We start from the raw sequence: 16,122 nt of genomic DNA, 5'->3' as shown, positions 1-16,122 counted from the left end.
GGGTTGCAGGGTTACCTCAGTTTGAGGGTCGAAAGTCCGATCAGAGCGAGCACGATGGCGATGATCCAGAACCGGATCACGACCTTGCTTTCCGACCAGCCCAATTGTTCAAAATGGTGGTGAATGGGCGCCATGCGGAAAACCCGCTTGCCGGTGCGCTTGAACCAGAAAACTTGAACGATAACTGAAACCGCTTCGAGCACGAACAGCCCGCCAACAATCGCCAGCACAACTTCGTGGTGAGAGGCAACCGCGATCGCGCCCAACGCCCCGCCCAATGCAAGGCTTCCGGTATCGCCCATAAACACTGCCGCAGGCGGCGCGTTGAACCACAGAAAGGCGAGCCCCCCGCCCATGATCGCTGCGCAAAAAACTACGAGCTCGCCCGCGCCCGGAACGTGCGGGATGCCAAGATATTCGCTGAAATCAGCGCGCCCCACGAGATAAGCGATAATGGCAAAGGTGCCGCTGGCGATAATGACCGGCATGATAGCAAGCCCATCAAGACCATCGGTCAGGTTGACGGCATTACCCGCGCCCACCATCACAAAGGCGGCAAAGACATAATAAAACGGCCCTAGAGGTATCTCTACGTCGGAAAAGAACGGGATGTAGAGATTGGTGCTGATCTCACCGACGATGATGTAACTTGCAAGGCCCGCCACACCGAATTCCAAGAGCAAGCGGATACGACCAGAAAGGCCTGCATGGCTGTTCTTTGTGACCTTGTCGTAGTCATCAACAAAACCAATGATGCCAAAGCCTAATGTGACCGCAAGACACGCCCAGACGAACGGGTTGGATAGGTCCATCCAGATCAAGAGTGAAACCACCATTGAGACGAGGATCAAAAGGCCGCCCATTGTCGGCGTGCCGCGTTTCGCAAGGTGGCTTTGCGGACCGTCTTCGCGGATCGGCTGCCCCTTGCCCTGACGCACGCGCAGTATATCGATCAGGCGCGGGCCAATGATCAGACCAAGGAAAAGCGCCGTCATCAACGCCGCGCCAAAGCGGAACGTTTGATACCGCACCAAATTCAGCGCGCCCTCAAAGCCTAAAAAGTCTGCGATCCAATAGAGCATCCAGATCCCTCTTGCCGCCTTTAGCCGGGCGAACTCGTGTAATGTGAAACAAGCTTGCCAAGCCCGACGGAGTTGGAGCCTTTGACCAGCACAGTGTCACCATGCGTCAGGCCAAATGCGTCCAAAGCGTCGATCGCCTCGGCAGGCGTGTCGCATTGATCGAAAGTGGGCTTAAAGCCAAGCGAATTTGAAGCCGCCCGTGTGAGTTCGCTGGCAAGCGCCTGCATCTCTTCACCCACCAGGATCGCATGGTCGATCCCCTCCTTGGCAAGCGGCGCTGCAAGCTGGCGGTGGAAATCAGGACCAAAATCGCCGAGTTCCTTCATCGAACCCAGCACCGCAACGCGCCTTAGCGCAGGGGTTGCGCCCAGCGCTTTCAAGGTCGCACGCATCGACGCTGGATTGGCGTTGTAGCTTTCATCGATCAGCAGCGCAGTGCCGCCGGGCACATCCACACTATGCCGCGCACCGCGTCCTTTGAGGCCGCCCATCTCAGCCAGCGCCAGTCCCGCTGCGCCCAAATCACCGCCTGCCGCGCGCACTGCGGCGATCACGCCAAGCGAGTTTGCAATCCAATGCTCGCCCGGTTCTGCGACCGTATAGCAAACCCGCGCAAGGCCCTCACCTGAACCGAGCTGCGCTGTAACCATTGAGCCGCCATTCTCGCTTGGGATAGCATCAAGCAGGCGAACGTCCGCGTCTTCGCTGCGTCCGAAGGTCACAATCTTGACCCCAAGCGCCTTTGCATTGGCGATCATGCGCGCAGAAAGCTCGCTGTCTGCGGGAATAATCGCGGTACCGCCGGGCATCAGCCCTGTAAAAATCTGGCTCTTTTCGTCCGCGATGGCTTCAAGGGAGCCTAAATTCTCGATGTGAGCAGGCGCAATCGTCGTGATAAGCGCAACGTGCGGGCGCACATGGGCAGACAAAGGCGCAATTTCGCCCTCGTGGTTCATACCCATTTCAAACACGCCATATTTCGCGCGCGCTGGAAGGCGTGCGAGGCTGAGCGGTACGCCGACGTGGTTGTTATAGCTGCGAACGCTGCGATGGGCTGCGCCTCTGCTTGAACGGTCCAATGAGGCAAAAATCGCCTCTTTTACGCCCGTTTTCCCGACCGAGCCCGTAACGCCAATGCGCACGGCGCTGCTACGATCACGCGCGGCGTGAGCAAGGGCGTGGAGCGCCTCTGTGGTATCTTTGACCAGCACGTGAGGAAAATCGACCGGGCGATCGACAATCGCGGCCGCCGCGCCTTTAGTGAAAGCGGCAGCGATGAACTTGTGCCCGTCCATTGCCTCACCTTTGAGCGCGACAAACACATCACCAGGGCGAACATCGCGGCTGTCCATTTCGATGCCCGATGCCTGAAATTGATTCGATGCCTTCCCGCCTGTTGCTGCCTCAATTGCAGCCGCATCCCATAAGGCGAGCGGCAGAGCATCGCGCGGGTCAGCAGGCCATTGGCGAAGCAGTGCGTGTGACTGGCTCATGGGGCAACCGCCTCAGCCGCGCATTCACGCGCCACTTCTACATCGTCAAACGGCAAAACCTGCATTTTGTCTCCAGACCCGATAATCTGCCCTTGCTCATGCCCTTTTCCGGCGATGAGTATGATGTCGTTTGCCCCTGCTTCGCGAATGGCAGCGAGAATGGCTTCGCGCCGATCTGCTACCTCTTGCACATGGGCTTGTTCACCTGCCCCCTCAAGCACCGCGCGCCGGATATCCGCAGGCGTTTCGCCGCGCGGGTTGTCGTCGGTAACAATCACCACGTCCGCTGCCTTCGCAGCAACCGCACCCATGGGCGCGCGCTTGCCCGTGTCACGGTCCCCGCCAGCGCCAAAGACCACGATCAAGCGTCCGCCATCCCCAACATGAGGCCGCAGCGCCGCAATCGCTGCTTCAAGAGCATCAGGCGTATGCGCGTAATCGACGTAAGCTGGCGCGCCTGATCCAGTGATGCACGCGCGCTCCAACCGGCCACGCACAGGTTGAAGCCGTGAGACGGCATCGAAAACCTGGCTAGCCTGCGAACCAGTGACCAGAGCAAGACCTGCCGCCACAAGCGCATTGGCAACCTGATACGCGCCGATCAGCGGCAGCTTTATCGTGCGAACCTCGCCAGCGTGCTCAACCTCAAGGACTTGGCCAAGCTGCGTCGCTTCGCGGCTTATGAGCCGTAAGTGCTCACCCTTTTCCCCGACCGTGAATGCGTTGAGGCCGCCCGCTTTGGCGCTGGCAATCGCGCTTTTCGTCCATTCGTTTTCATCATCGCCGTGCCAGATAACCGCGTGCCCGCCTGATTCCACGACTTCAGCAAACAGACGCATCTTGCAGCCGAAATACTCATCCATCGTGCCATGATAATCGAGGTGATCGCGGCTTAAGTTGGTGAAAGCCCCTGCACGCACGCGCAAACCTTCATTGCGATATTGCGAGAGGCCATGGCTGGACGCTTCATAGGCGACATGGGTGACGCCTTCACGCGCCAATCCGCTCATATTGCTTAAGAATGTGACGATGTCGGGCGTAGTAAACCCGGTTGAGACGCTGCCATCGGGTGTCGTCACACCAAGCGTTCCGATGCTCGCTGCGCGCTCCCCACACATACGCCAGATTTGGCGCGTCATTTCCGAAACGCTTGTCTTGCCGTTGGTGCCAGTGACCGCAACGACAGTGCCAGGCACGGGCGTAAAGAATGTGGCGGCGGCATGGGCGAAAGTCTGGCGCGGCTCATCGCTTGCAATATGAACAGCGCCCTCGACCTTTGCTTCAGGTGATGCAATCACCGCCACTGCACCCGCCTCGATTGCGGCGGGGATGAAATCTTCCGCATTGAACTTTGCCCCGCGGAACGCGCCGAACACGGTGCCGGGCGCGACTTTGCGGTGGTCAATTGCAAAACCAGTGATGGCGACATCTGCGATGCCGCCTGCCTCGTGACCCAATTGTTCAAAGAGCGCCTTCAGCTTCACTTGCCGCTCCTCACCAGATAGCGCAGGTCCGAAATATCAACGTCGCGATTGGCATCGGGTTTCACGCCCAGCATTGGGCCAATCCGAGGGACCAGCTCCTTGACTATAGGCGCTGCGTTAAAGGCGGCGGTGCGCTGTGCGCTCGCTGCAATCGTGCCGCGTGGTTCATCGAGCAGCGTCACCACGACATAACGCGGACGGTCCATCGGAAAGGCGGCGGCGAAGGTCGTGATAAGAGAGGTTTGACGATAGCCACCGCGGCCCGCTTTTTCCGCAGAGCCCGTCTTGCCGCCCACCCTGTATCCCGGCGCATCAGCGCTGCGACCTGTTCCGTACAATGCAATCATGCGCAAAAGCTGACGCATCCGCGAAGAGGTCGAAGCCTTGAACACGCGCTTACCCTTTGGCGCTTTGCCCGGCTCAATCTTGCGCAATGTCGCTGGCCGCCAAATCCCGCCATTGACCATCGCAGCATAAGCATTGGCGAGGTGCAGCGGTGTAACCGCGATGCCATGGCCGTAACTCACCGTCATATTGGTGATGCGCGACCATTTGCCATTTGGCAATTCCTGCGGCCACAGCGGCATCGAACGCTCTTCCAGATCAATCGTAGGCCGCCCGTTCATCTGCAGATCGACCATCACCTGACGCAGCCTTTCAGCGCCCAGTTCATCAGCAACGCGCGCTGTCACCGTGTTGGAGGAAACAACAAGGGTTTCAGGCACGTTGAGGGTCTGGCCGTAAGGCTTCAAATCGCGGATTTTGCGCCCTGCGATTTCAACATCGGTCGCGTCCCACTCCTTGCCCATGTTGCGCACCACCCCTGCGTCGATTGCTGCGGCAACGGTGATCGGTTTGAAGGTCGAACCAAGCTCATAAACGCGGTTGGTCACGCGGTTTGCGATGTTAGCCGAGGCGTGCGCATTGGAAAGGTTCGGGTCAAAAGCAGGGAGCGAGGCCATCGCCAGAACTTCGCCTGTATCAACATCCAGAACGATGCCCGCAGCGCCTTTCGCATCGGTTGCGAGCATCCCCTTGCCAAGCTCATCTTCAAGCGCACCCTGAACGCGCAGATCAATCGACAGTGGCACAGGCTCACCGCGAAGCTCGCGGCTTGCAAGTTGATTGTCGAGCACCTGCTCCATCCCGAAAACGCCCTCATTCACGCCTTCAACATTCTCACGGACAAAGCCCAGAATATGTGCACCCAGCGCGCCTTGAGGATAATGGCGATCAAACTCGCGCGGCACTTCAAGCGCGATCTCGCCAAGGCCAAGCACCTTGTTCGCATCTTCAGGAAGAATGCGGCGAATGACATATCCACCGCGCTTCGATTTGAGGATGCGCATGGTGCGCGCGGTGTCGAGTTCAGGAAATATGGTCTTCAGTTGCGCGGTGACAGCGGCAGGGTCTTGCACCAGCGGCGCGCCATCATCGCCCATCGCCTTTGGATTAAACCAAAGAGCATAGGCTGGAAAATTGCGCGCCAGCGGCGTGCCATTGCGGTCAGTGATCTCACCGCGCGGAGGCAGCAATGCCTCGGAAAGACTGGGCTGCGTCGGCGCAGACCCCACAAGGCCAAGATAACCCACCCGCAAAAGCGCAATCACCGCGACAAGCGCAAAACATCCAAGCAAAAGCAGCAGACGTTGCCGCGCGGTGGTCAGATACTCGGCCCTTTGCCGGGCGGATTGAACGCGCCCTGCCGGACGAGCAACTGTGCGTGCCATTGTTTGGCCCGCTTGCGGCTCGGTGAGCGGCTGCGTCTCAACTCCGGTGCCCGAAAGGCCGCCAAGGCCACCTCGAAGGGCGAAAGTGTTCATTGACCAGCCTCTGCCAACATCGTCGCAGCCTCATATTCGCCTGAGCTTTGGAGGTTCTGCGCATTCGCAGGCCGGACGGGCGATGCCTCAGTCAGAAATTCGCCAAAGGCATCGGCAAACACCGCGCCTGCATCCTCACCCACATTAACCGATGCCAGAGTGACCGGCGCACCACTAATGGGCGACACCATGTCATCAGCACTCATGTCGGCTGCCGACAATTGGGCGCGTGCCACGCGGATGGGGCTTGGCGCATCAGGCCGCGCATCCTGCCCAAGCGAGGCAAGCTGGCGATTGTTTTCAAGATATTGGTCAGCGCGCGGCGCTTTATAGCCAAGCTCAATCGCGTTCCATTCGGCAAGCTGCCGCTGGCTCGCGCGGGTTTGGAACTCCGTTTCGAGCATCAGAACTTCGCGCTCAAGCGAGACGATCTCGCGCTCTGCAAGCAGCACTTCGCTTTTCACGGTCTGCACCTGAAAGCTCAAAATCGCGAAAAGCGCGACACACGCCAAAAGCACCGCCGCCCAGCCGATCTGACGAATACGGGAACCGTTAGGGATCATAGGGCTGCTCCTTCGATTGAGGGGGCTGAGGTACGGACGGCGTGGCGGAGGGTGGAAGACCGGGCGCGGGGGTTGCGCTCGATCTCTGCCTCGCTGGGGCGGATGGCTTTGGACACTTTTGTGAAGGTTGGCGCAGGGCCGGGAATTTCGCCGGGGAGATGGCGCGAGACAGCTTTGCCTGCTCCGCTCGCCTCTTTGAAAAAGCGTTTGACCACGCGGTCTTCGAGGCTGTGGAAGCTGACGACGGCAAGCACCCCGCCCTCCTTCAAAAGCAGTTCAGCAGCTTTCAGCCCTGCACGAAGCTCTCCCAGCTCATCGTTCACATGGATGCGCACCGCCTGAAAGGAACGGGTCGCGGGATCTTTTTTGTCATGCGGCTTGTGCCCCAGAGCGCGGCGCACCACGCGGGCAAAATCACCCGTCGTCTCCAGCGGACGCGCCGCAACGATTGCGCGGGCGACGCGGCGCGACTGGCGCTCTTCGCCGTAATGATAAAGCACATCGGCAATCGCCGCTTCATCAGCGGTGTTGAGAAAGTCCGCTGCGCTCTCGCCCGCCTGGCTCATGCGCATATCAAGCGGGCCATCGGATTGAAAAGAAAAGCCGCGCTCTTCCTGATCGAGCTGCATGGACGATACGCCGATGTCCATCACGACGGCATCCACCTGAGGCACGCCGATCCGCTCCATCTCTTCGCGCATTTGCGAAAAGCGTTCCTGATGAAGCGAAAGCTCGCCCCCATTCTGGCCAGCAAGGTATTCAGCAACCATCGCCTGACCGTCGCGGATCGCATTGGGATCGCGGTCGAAACCGTAAACGCGAGCACCCCGCTCCAGCATCGCGCGCGAATAGCCGCCTGCGCCAAAGGTTGCATCGATGATGGTCATGCCGGGCTGAGGGCTCAGGCTGGCGACCACCTCATCAAGGAGGACAGGGATATGCGGGGCGTTCATTTGCCCTTACCCTCTTTGCCCGCTGCTTTCGCTTGAGCTTTGGCCATTTGCGATTTGCAAGACGCTTTCGCGGCGCGGAAATCATTGCCCATTTCCTCAAGCTCTTCAGGCTTCCACACCATGAAGAATTTGCCGCTGCCGTGAAAATACAGGCCATCGCCTGCAAGATCGAGATCGCGAAAGGTTTCGGGCATGACAAAGCGGCCCGAATCATCAAACGGCACTTGCTCAAAACCGTAAAGCTGGGCTGCGCGCGCGTCAGGGTCGAAATCCTCGCCCCGGCGAATGGCGCGTTCTTCTTCTTTCTCGATCTGCTCGTCGAAACCGTCTGCGTGGGACAAGCCAAAGCCAATCAGGCAGTTGTAGCGGTCATGGACAGCGAGACACAAAGTCTTCGAGCCGCCAGAGCTATCCTTCACCACCTTGCGAAAGGCAGGCGGCAGCACATAACGACCCTTATCGCCCGCGGGCGAATAGGCTTGGCCATTATATCTGTGCACCCCTGACACGCCCTCAATCACTCCCGTTCGCATGAAGGGAGGGCCACCCAGCCCCCCGTCACACATTTCGTCACGCTTGCTGTCACGCTTGCGCCACTCAAACAGGTCGATCAGTCACGACTTGCCCGCCACCACCCTCGCAGCCAAGCGAGAGCAGCGTGCCGACTGAGATCAGCGACACGGGGCAATTCGACCTGTTTGATGGAGCCTAGACATATCGGGGATGCCCCGAAGTTTCTAGGGTTTTATAGGGATTTCACGGGATTATGTGGTAAAATATTGATTAACAATGACTTTTATGTGACCAAATTCGTCCAAACACCGCTCCAAATGGGGGGATTTCCCGCGGTATCCCCAGAAAAACCCAGCAATTTCGCGCCGATTCCCGCCAAATCCCCAAGCGATTCCGATTGTGCTAAGGCAAACCAGCGCGATTTCCCGCATTATCCCCAAACAGAGAAAAAGCGCCAGCCAAATCGTCAAATGTAAATTATCTCAAGGGGTTGGCCCTTACGCCTCACCCTGTATGCGCAGCGCAAACTAGGGCGCGCCTGCCTCTTCGAGGGGGGCAGTGTCCTCGACTGCGGTGTCAGGCAAATCCTCCACCACACTGCCTTCCGCAGTCCCGGTGGGCGTTTCGACCGGCAAGGGCACAATCCCTGCATCAGCCAAAGGATCGCGCTGCTGTGTGGCCTCGCTTGGCTCTGTTGTGGGAGCAGCCTGAGGAACCGCGCTTTCCTGCGTTAAATTGGCCTGATTTCCGATAATCGTGGCAAGCCCGATTAAAAGCACCATCGAGCCAAGCCCGAACAGGCCGATCTGCAAACGCTGCGTGGATTCAGCTTTGGACCCTCCGCCATGGGTGAGGCCCAGGCGCTGGGTTATCCCGCCCGCACTGCGAGATGCCTTTTCAACGCTTTGCTGAAATCGTCCGCTAGCCATGGCGTGAACTTTTAGCGCGCAGGTCCGCTCTTGTCGATTGCTGTTCTATGCACTCAAACGCGGGCAAGGCTCACCCTATCCGAGCCGGGTCAGGCTTGATCCAGCCAATCGAAAACGGGCAAGCCCTTTTCGCGAAGCCACTCCGGATTGTAAAGCGTGGAAAGATAGCGAAAGCCTGTATCACAAAGGATCGTTGCGACCTGCGGGTTTTCCTGCCCCTCGGCGACCAATTGCTTGCCCAGCGCGACCGCGCCCGCAACATTAATGCCTGAAGAAAGCCCAAGGCAAAGCCCCTCTTCGCGAAGGAGCTGTTCGACCCATTTGAGGCCTTCTTCATCAGAGATGCGGAATTGCGTGTCGATCGGCGCACCTTCGAGATTGGCGGTAATGCGGCCTTGCCCGATACCCTCTGCAACGCTTGAGCCTTCTGACTTAAGCTCGCCTGTAGCAAAATAGCTGTAAAGCGCCGCGCCATGCGGATCGGTAAGCGCGATGCGGATGTCGGGGTTTTCCTCTTTCAGCCCCATGCCAACACCAGCGATCGTGCCGCCCGTTCCCGCCGCGCAGGTAAAGCCGGTGATCTTACCGGCCGTCTGCTCCCAAAGCTCAGGTGCGGTGCCTTCGATATGAGCGCGGCGGTTTGCGACATTGTCGAACTGCCCTGCCCAGATCGCACCGTCTGTTTCCTCGGCCATGCGGCGCGAGACGTGCTGGAAGTGGTTTTGGTCGGCGTACTTTGTCGGGGGAACTAGGACAAGTTGCGCACCCAATGCCCGCAGCGTGTCCATTTTCTCCTTCGACTGGTTATCGGGCATGACGATAATCGTCTTATAGCCCAGCGCATTGGCGACCAGTGCAATGCCGATGCCCGTATTACCAGCGGTCCCTTCGATCACTGTGCCGCCCGGCTTCAACTCTCCGCGCGTCTCTGCATCGCGGATCATGAATAGGGCGGCGCGGTCTTTGACCGAAGAGCCTGGGTTGGCAAATTCGCACTTGCCCCAAATATCGCACCCTGCCTCTTCGCTTGCGCCTTCAAGGCGAACGAGAGGCGTGTTGCCGATCAGGGCGAGCGTGTCACCGAAAGGTTTGGTTATATTCATGGCGCCTGAAATAGCCGCTTGGCCCTTCGGCCTCAACCAAACTTAATCTTCAGGCGCGATAGTAACTTTAAGCCCGTCAGTTTCGGCCGTGACCGGGATCTGGCACGAAAGGCGCGAATTTTCCTTGCGGTGGTCTGAGCTTTCCAGAAGGTCGTCTTCGTCTTCGCTCATCTCTGGCAAGTCGCCGCCTTCGATGTAGCAGTGGCAAGTCGCACACGAACAGCACCCGCCGCAAAGCGCGAGGAGTTCATCAAAGCCATTGTCGCGCACCGCTTCCATGACGGTGATGCCTTCGTCGACAGTGATTTCGCTGGTTTCGCCGTCGCGGTTGGTGACGATGAGCTTGGGCATGGGTTGGTTGTCCTCGTAATGACTTTGAGCGCAAGACAGCGCTCTTGGGTTTTGCGCGCAATCAGCTAGGTGTTTCAGCCAAGGATGGCAAGACGGAGGTGGCCCCTCGTGGGATTAACGGCGCAAATTTTACGCGAGGATCTGGATGCGGTGGCGGCGCGCGATGCCCGCGTGAGCGAAGAATTGGCGCGCATCGGCTATCCTCAGCCGCGTATTCGTGAGCGTGGCTACAAAACTATGCTGCGCACCATCGTTGGCCAGCAGGTGTCGGTCGCAGCAGCCGCTTCTATGTGGGCGAAGCTCGAAGGTGAGCTTGGAGAGAACTTCACGACTTCCTGCTTGCTCAAGCGCGATTTCGACACATTGCGTGCCTGTGGTTTGTCGCGCCAGAAACAGGGCTATGCGCGCAGTCTGTGCGAACTGGTCGAGGCAGGCGCGGTCGACTTCGATGCCCTTCCCGATGACGACGAAGAAGCCATCGCCGAACTCACCCAGATCAAGGGCATCGGTCGCTGGTCGGCGGAGATTTACCTGATGTTCGCAGAAGGTAGGCGCGACATCTGGCCTGCGGGCGATCTGGCCGTGCAAGAGGGCGTGAAGCGGCTCTTGGACCTCACCGAACGCCCCAAGGAAAAGGAATGCCGGGAGCTTGGTGAGGGGTGGTCCCCACAGCGGTCAAGCCTCGCGCTGTTCACTTGGCATTATTATGCCAACCCAGCCCTCTAGGCACTCCGCGACTACCGACCAACAGCGCTCCAAATCCGATCAATTGGCATTGCCGACCAGCCTCTCACGTGTAGTAATAGCACAATACACCTATTGTCCTATCCGCTTGAAACGAAGAGGAGTGCCAACCATGTCTACACTCAAATCTCACGCAAAACTGCTCGCCACTACGGCGGCAGCGGCCCTGCTCACCATTCCGGCGCTTGCAAGCGCCGATAATCACGCCTCACACGGAGCCCACATGACAACGACTGCCGAAGCCACTCCTTTGATCCCGCGCGATGCCCTGTTCGGCAATCCCACCCGCGCCGGGGGCCAGATCAGTCCTGATGGCTCCATGCTCAGCTGGCTTGCCCCAAAGGACGGCGTGCTCAACATCTGGGTCGCCCCGCGCGACAATCCCGATGAGGGCAAAGTGATCACGAATTCCACCGACCGGCCCATCCGCCAGTATTTCTGGGCGCCCGATGGTGAGAGCATCATGTATGTTCAGGATAAAGGCGGGGATGAGAATTTCCTGCTTTATCAGATTGACCTCGACACGCTCGAAGAGAAAACCCTCACCCCGTTTGAGAACACCCGTATCCAGATCGTAGGCGCATCCGAAACGATTAAGGACAAGGTGCTGGTCGGCGTCAACAACCGCAATCCTCAATTCCACGACGTTCATTTGCTTGATCTCACCACTGGGGAGCTGTCCCTGGTCTATGAGAACAATGGCTATGCAGGTTTTATGGCCGATGACACGCTGACGCTTCGCATGGCGATGCGCCAGAATGCGGCAGGCGGCACGGACTATTTCACAATCACCGACAATGTGGTTGCCGATGAGCCGTTTGAGACGACGGCAATGGAAGATTCGCTGACGACCAATCCAGCAGGCTACACCACTGACGGGTCGATCCTTTATTGGCTCGACAGCCGTGGCCGCAACACCGCTGCCCTCTATGCTCAAGACACCGCGACCGGCGAGAAAACCCTCATCGCAGAGGACGACAAGGCCGATATTGGCGGCACCATCCGCGATCCCAAGACGGGTGTGGTTGAGGCCTATTCGGTCAACTATCTGCGCAATGAATGGACCGCGCTTGACGAGGAATTGGGCGCATCGCTCGATTGGCTTGGTGAGAAGCTCGAAGGCGACTTTGGCATCAACAGCCGCACCGATGATGACCGCACCTGGATCGTGTGGAATGACCCCATGACTGCGCCCACCGCGACATACATCTACGACCGCGATACTGAGACGCTCACCCCGTTCTACACCACGCGGCCAGAGCTTGAGGGGATGCCTTTGCAGCCCATGCACCCGGTTGAGATTACCAGCCGCGACGGGCTTACCCTGCCCTCCTATCTGACGCTTCCACCGGGTTCAGACAGCGATGGCGACGGGCGTCCTGATGAGGCTGTGCCGATGGTTCTGCTCGTCCACGGCGGTCCATGGGCGCGCGACGATTACGGCTTTAACTCCTACCATCAGATGCTCGCCAACCGCGGCTATGCGGTGCTGTCTGTGAACTTCCGCGGCTCAACCGGCTTTGGCAAAGACTTCCTCAACGCAGGCAATCTTGAGTGGGGCCTCAAAATGCACGACGACCTCATCGACGCGGTCGATTGGGCGATTGGCGAAGGCATCGCCTTGGAAGACAAGACGGCGATCATGGGCGGATCTTATGGCGGCTATGCGACGCTTGCGGGTCTGACCTTTACGCCGGACAAGTTTGCTTGCGGTGTCGATATTGTTGGCCCATCGAACCTTGAAACCCTGCTTGAAACGATCCCGCCTTACTGGGCGCCAGTGGTGAAGCTGTTCCACACCCGTATGGGCGATCCGAACACCGAAGAAGGCCTCGCGCTGCTCAAGGCCGCGAGCCCGCTTTACAAGGCGGACCAAATCGTCAAGCCGCTGCTGATTGCGCAAGGTGCGAACGACCCGCGCGTCAAGCAAGCCGAGAGCGATCAGATCGTGGGCGCGATGAAAGAGGCAGGGATCCCGGTGACCTACGTCCTTTATCCCGATGAAGGCCACGGCTTCGCCAAGCCCACCAACTCCATCGCCTTTGTCGGTATTGCCGAGAATTTCCTCTCCGAATGCATCGGCGGACGCTCAGAAGAACTGGGCGATGTACTCGCCCCATCGACCGCCGAGATTGTTGAAGGTGCTGAGCACGTCAACGGTCTTGAAGAGGCGATTGGAGGGTAGCTTTTTAACCTCGTCATTGCGAGGAGCCCGGATGTGTCCGGGCGACGCGGCAATCCATGGACCACCGTTCCAACTGATTGAAACCTCAGGTCATGGATTGCTTCGCCTTCGGCTCGCAATGACGAAACCAAGACATGACAAATCAATCGCCCGGGGCTACTCCTCGGGCGATTTTCTTTGGGAGAGGGAACTGCCATGAGTTCGGGATCACAGCCACGCCGCCACATTTTCATCACCGGCGGCGCATCGGGCATTGGCCGCGCGGTGGCGCAATATTTCGGTGATCGCGGATGGTTCGTCTCCATCGCCGACGTCGATGTTCAGGGGATGGAGGATACGCTCGGCCTGATCGAAGGCGGCTTTAAATACTCCCATAGGCTCGATGTGCGCGACCGCGAAGCGTGGGACGTGGCGCTGCAATCGGCGGCGACCGCTGCTGGTGGCAAGATTGATGTCATGTTCAACAATGCCGGGATCGGAACGGGCGGCGCGCTCGCCGATCTTGAGAAAGATGAAATTGACGCGTGCCTCGACATCAATCTGCGCGGTGTTCTTTATGGGGCGCAGGCGGCCTATCCCTATCTCAAAGCCGCAGCCCCCGGCTCTGCCCTTGTCAACACGGCGAGCGCTGCAGGCATTACCGGCGGCTCTGGCATGAGCGTCTATTCCGCGACGAAATTCGCCGTGCGCAGTATTGCAGAAAGCCTTGATGCAGAATGGGCCTCAGATGGGATCAAGGTGTCCTCCATCTGCCCCAGCTTTATCGAAACGCCATTATTGGATGGCACGGGCCACAGGGGCGAGAACGAACAGATCCGCGCTCGCGTGCTTGAGGCAGGATTGGAGATTACGCCAGTCGTCGAAGTCGCCAAGGCCGTTTGGGACGCAGTACACGGCGACGATGTGCATTATCTGGTCGGCAAAACCGCCAAGCGCATCAATTTCGTGAAACGCTGGATGCCGGGCCTTGTGCGCAAACAACAGCGCAAGGCGAGCGGCTTGATGGGCCGGAATTAAAGCGCTGCGAGCCGCTTACAAAAGCGCATCAATCGCGCGCGCCATTTTTGCATCGCGGATCGAAATTGCACCGCCATTGCTTCCGGCATCATGCGTGGTCAGCGTAATCTCAACCTTGGCATAGACGTTGAACCATTCGGGATGGTGATCGTGGCTGTCAGCAAGCAACGCGACGCGGCTCATAAAGCCCCACGTCTCGCTGAAATCGTCAAACTGGAAGGTGCGCTGAATTGCCTTGCCCTCGCGCGCCAATTCCCATTCGGGGTGATCGGTCAAAAGCTGCTTGATATCGTCTTCGCTGAGTTCGGGGACTTGCGCCATGGTGGTCCAACCTTGTGAGTGATGCTTTTAAGTGGTGTTGTTACTCAAAGCGCTTTTGCCTAACGAATGTTCCGATGCAAGCGCAACTCTCCTCCATTTCTCTGGCCTGTCGCCGCGGTGATAGGCTCTTGTTTCGAAAGCTCAGCTTTGAACTTGGCACTGGCGAGGCGTTGCATATCACGGGCGCGAACGGGACGGGCAAAACGACGCTGATGCGCGCGCTGGCGGGCCTCACCACGCCTTATGCGGGAACGGTCGAGCGGGTCGGAGAGCTTGGCCTTCTGGATGAGCGCCCTGCCCTCGACCTCGACCAGCCGCTTGGCAACGCTCTGGCGTTTTGGGCAGGCATTGATGGGTGCGCTGATGCGTCGCAGGCTTTGGGCGCGCTTGGGCTTGCCAGCCTTCTCGAAGTGCCCGTGCGATATTTGTCGACGGGCCAAAAAAAGCGCGCTGGTCTTGCCGCTTTGATCAGCCGGAACGTGCCGATCTGGCTTCTGGATGAGCCTTTGTCGGGGCTTGATACGGGCGCAATCGAGACTGTGACGCGCCTTATTGACACCCACGTGAAAGGCGGCGGCTTAGCGCTTATCGCTTCGCACCAGCGGCTCGATATTGAGGGGCTTCGCAATCTGGAACTGGGTGATTACGCCCCGGCAGCCCAAGAGGAAGAAGCGCTGTGATCTCCGCCCTGCTAAAGCGCGACCTCGCCAAGTTCTTCCCCTTCGCGGGCGGCGGGGCGAGCCTGCCGGTTATGTTTTTCATCGCGGTCGCCATGCTTTATCCCTTCGCGGTGGGGCCGGACATCAACATCCTTTCGCGCACCGGTGGCGGCGTGGTGTGGATTGCTGCCCTGCTCGCCGCGATCCTGCCGCTTGAAAAACTGGTTGCGCAGGACATTGAGCTTGGCTTCTTCGACCAACTGCGCCTTCGCGGGCTCACTGAAGAGATGATGATGGCGGTGCGTTTGGTCGCGCACTGGTTGAGCTTTGGCCCGCCGTTGATATTGGCCACCTTCCCAGCCGCAGCGCTGCTTGCCATCGACGGACCGACCTTGCATTTGCTTCTGCTTGGATTGCTAGCAGGCACACCGGGCCTCGCCGCTATCGGCCTGATGATCGCCGCCCTCACCGCAAGCCTGCGCGCCGGTGCAGCGTTGTCGGGACTGTTGCTGGTGCCGCTGGCGCTACCGATACTGATCTTCGGCGCAGGCGCGCTCGCAAGGCAGGACAGCGCAAGCCTCGGCTTTGTCGCGGCAATTAGTCTGGGATTGGTCGCAATGGCCCCGTTTGCTGCAGGGGCCGCGATTAAGGCCGCAAGAGAAGTCTAACCGCGATCGTCATTGCGAGGAGCTGCGAGCGTGTTCGCAGCGACGCGGCAATCCATCGACCGACATTCGCACCAACTACGACGTTTAGAAGCTGGATCCCGGATCAAGTCCGGGATGACGAAGAGGAAAAGTTCGGTGCGCAGCGCCGCAAGGGCGACCGCCCGCCCGCAGCGGGTCCGCACCCCGGACTTGGTTCGGGGTAAGGATGTCTAGCGAGGAAGTAGCCCCGGATGG

16 protein-coding genes are annotated in these 16,122 nt (G+C 59.0%); 5 read left to right on the top strand and 11 right to left on the bottom strand.

Going from position 1 to position 16,122, the window contains the following annotated elements; genetic code table 11:
- Window positions 1-11: 11 nt before the first annotated feature.
- The 10 genes from mraY to INR77_RS05565 all read right to left on the bottom strand — a co-directional run bounded on the left by mraY (window position 12) and on the right by INR77_RS05565 (window position 10,294).
- Window positions 12-1,082, bottom strand: coding sequence for a phospho-N-acetylmuramoyl-pentapeptide-transferase (gene mraY, locus INR77_RS05610; RefSeq protein ID WP_223072958.1), 1,071 nt, complete (start codon window positions 1,080-1,082; stop codon window positions 12-14).
- A 20-nt stretch (window positions 1,083-1,102) separates the two neighbouring features.
- Window positions 1,103-2,575 (bottom strand): UDP-N-acetylmuramoyl-tripeptide--D-alanyl-D-alanine ligase, encoded by a 1,473-nt coding sequence (gene murF / locus INR77_RS05605; protein ID WP_223072957.1) that lies wholly within the window; start codon window positions 2,573-2,575, stop codon window positions 1,103-1,105.
- A complete protein-coding gene (locus INR77_RS05600; RefSeq protein WP_370632293.1) occupies window positions 2,572-4,059 on the bottom strand; it encodes a UDP-N-acetylmuramoyl-L-alanyl-D-glutamate--2,6-diaminopimelate ligase in 1,488 nt (495 codons plus the stop codon). Before INR77_RS05600 ends, murF begins: the two co-directional genes overlap by 4 nt.
- Complete coding sequence (locus INR77_RS05595; protein ID WP_255574001.1) at window positions 4,056-5,789, bottom strand: penicillin-binding protein 2; 1,734 nt, start codon at window positions 5,787-5,789, stop codon at window positions 4,056-4,058. Before INR77_RS05595 ends, INR77_RS05600 begins: the two co-directional genes overlap by 4 nt.
- An 89-nt stretch (window positions 5,790-5,878) precedes the next feature.
- Window positions 5,879-6,445 (bottom strand): hypothetical protein, encoded by a 567-nt coding sequence (locus INR77_RS05590; RefSeq protein WP_223072955.1) that lies wholly within the window; start codon window positions 6,443-6,445, stop codon window positions 5,879-5,881.
- Window positions 6,442-7,398 (bottom strand): 16S rRNA (cytosine(1402)-N(4))-methyltransferase RsmH, encoded by a 957-nt coding sequence (rsmH, locus tag INR77_RS05585; protein WP_223072954.1) that lies wholly within the window; start codon window positions 7,396-7,398, stop codon window positions 6,442-6,444. The genes INR77_RS05590 and rsmH overlap by 4 nt, the downstream gene beginning before the upstream one ends.
- A complete protein-coding gene (locus INR77_RS05580) occupies window positions 7,395-7,898 on the bottom strand; it encodes a division/cell wall cluster transcriptional repressor MraZ (RefSeq protein WP_255573959.1) in 504 nt (167 codons plus the stop codon). Before INR77_RS05580 ends, rsmH begins: the two co-directional genes overlap by 4 nt.
- 540 nt (window positions 7,899-8,438) lie before the next feature.
- Window positions 8,439-8,840, bottom strand: a complete 402-nt coding sequence (locus INR77_RS05575; RefSeq protein WP_223072952.1) for a hypothetical protein — start codon at window positions 8,838-8,840, stop codon at window positions 8,439-8,441.
- Window positions 8,841-8,929: 89 nt separating this feature from the next.
- Window positions 8,930-9,943 carry a cysteine synthase A gene (locus tag INR77_RS05570; RefSeq protein ID WP_223072951.1) on the bottom strand — a complete coding sequence of 338 codons (1,014 nt, stop codon included), beginning with the start codon at window positions 9,941-9,943 and terminating at the stop codon, window positions 8,930-8,932.
- 42 nt (window positions 9,944-9,985) lie between these two features.
- Window positions 9,986-10,294: a 2Fe-2S iron-sulfur cluster-binding protein gene (locus INR77_RS05565; RefSeq protein ID WP_223072950.1), complete on the bottom strand. Its 309-nt coding sequence runs from the start codon at window positions 10,292-10,294 to the stop codon at window positions 9,986-9,988.
- 108 nt (window positions 10,295-10,402) lie between these two features.
- On the opposite strand from INR77_RS05565, the gene INR77_RS05560 reads away from it, so the two are divergent.
- The 3 genes from INR77_RS05560 (at window position 10,403) to INR77_RS05550 (ending at window position 14,240) form a co-directional block, all read left to right on the top strand.
- Window positions 10,403-11,020 carry a DNA-3-methyladenine glycosylase gene (locus tag INR77_RS05560; protein WP_223072949.1) on the top strand — a complete coding sequence of 206 codons (618 nt, stop codon included), beginning with the start codon at window positions 10,403-10,405 and terminating at the stop codon, window positions 11,018-11,020.
- 130 nt (window positions 11,021-11,150) lie between these two features.
- Entirely contained in the window at window positions 11,151-13,223 is a 2,073-nt protein-coding gene (locus INR77_RS05555; RefSeq protein ID WP_370632292.1) for an alpha/beta fold hydrolase, read from the top strand.
- A 195-nt stretch (window positions 13,224-13,418) separates the two neighbouring features.
- Window positions 13,419-14,240, top strand: a complete 822-nt coding sequence (locus INR77_RS05550) for an SDR family oxidoreductase (protein WP_223072948.1) — start codon at window positions 13,419-13,421, stop codon at window positions 14,238-14,240.
- A 15-nt stretch (window positions 14,241-14,255) separates the two neighbouring features.
- Here the strand turns inward: INR77_RS05550 and INR77_RS05545 are convergent, their stop codons facing one another.
- The gene (locus INR77_RS05545; protein WP_223072947.1) at window positions 14,256-14,561 is read right to left on the bottom strand and encodes a 4a-hydroxytetrahydrobiopterin dehydratase; all 306 of its coding nucleotides are present in this window, start codon (window positions 14,559-14,561) and stop codon (window positions 14,256-14,258) included.
- Between the two features lie 74 nt (window positions 14,562-14,635).
- Here INR77_RS05545 and ccmA point away from each other — a divergent pair, with 74 nt between their 5' ends.
- Together ccmA and INR77_RS05535 are read left to right on the top strand one after the other, a co-directional pair.
- The gene (gene ccmA / locus INR77_RS05540; protein ID WP_223072946.1) at window positions 14,636-15,241 is read left to right on the top strand and encodes a heme ABC exporter ATP-binding protein CcmA; all 606 of its coding nucleotides are present in this window, start codon (window positions 14,636-14,638) and stop codon (window positions 15,239-15,241) included.
- On the top strand, window positions 15,238-15,888 hold the full coding sequence (locus INR77_RS05535) for a heme exporter protein CcmB (RefSeq protein WP_223072945.1): 651 nt from the start codon (window positions 15,238-15,240) through the stop codon (window positions 15,886-15,888). Before ccmA ends, INR77_RS05535 begins: the two co-directional genes overlap by 4 nt.
- Window positions 15,889-16,122: the final 234 nt, after the last annotated feature.

The sequence above is a fragment of the Erythrobacter sp. SCSIO 43205 genome (genome assembly GCF_019904235.1).
GTDB lineage: Bacteria > Pseudomonadota > Alphaproteobacteria > Sphingomonadales > Sphingomonadaceae > Erythrobacter.
Note: the sequence above shows the minus strand (reverse complement) of the source record. Positions and strands in the feature narration are given on the sequence as shown.

Coding starts and splice junctions, on each gene's coding strand:
- rsmH (WP_223072954.1), bottom strand. CDS start 7,398: ATGAACGCCCCGCATATCCCTGTCCTCCTTGATGAGGTGGTCGCCAGC.
- ccmA (WP_223072946.1), top strand. CDS start 14,636: ATGCAAGCGCAACTCTCCTCCATTTCTCTGGCCTGTCGCCGCGGTGAT.
- INR77_RS05595 (WP_255574001.1), bottom strand. CDS start 5,789: ATGGCACGCACAGTTGCTCGTCCGGCAGGGCGCGTTCAATCCGCCCGG.
- murF (WP_223072957.1), bottom strand. CDS start 2,575: ATGAGCCAGTCACACGCACTGCTTCGCCAATGGCCTGCTGACCCGCGC.
- INR77_RS05555 (WP_370632292.1), top strand. CDS start 11,151: ATGTCTACACTCAAATCTCACGCAAAACTGCTCGCCACTACGGCGGCA.
- INR77_RS05545 (WP_223072947.1), bottom strand. CDS start 14,561: ATGGCGCAAGTCCCCGAACTCAGCGAAGACGATATCAAGCAGCTTTTG.
- INR77_RS05590 (WP_223072955.1), bottom strand. CDS start 6,445: ATGATCCCTAACGGTTCCCGTATTCGTCAGATCGGCTGGGCGGCGGTG.
- INR77_RS05570 (WP_223072951.1), bottom strand. CDS start 9,943: ATGAATATAACCAAACCTTTCGGTGACACGCTCGCCCTGATCGGCAAC.
- INR77_RS05550 (WP_223072948.1), top strand. CDS start 13,419: ATGAGTTCGGGATCACAGCCACGCCGCCACATTTTCATCACCGGCGGC.
- mraY (WP_223072958.1), bottom strand. CDS start 1,082: ATGCTCTATTGGATCGCAGACTTTTTAGGCTTTGAGGGCGCGCTGAAT.
- INR77_RS05565 (WP_223072950.1), bottom strand. CDS start 10,294: ATGCCCAAGCTCATCGTCACCAACCGCGACGGCGAAACCAGCGAAATC.
- INR77_RS05575 (WP_223072952.1), bottom strand. CDS start 8,840: ATGGCTAGCGGACGATTTCAGCAAAGCGTTGAAAAGGCATCTCGCAGT.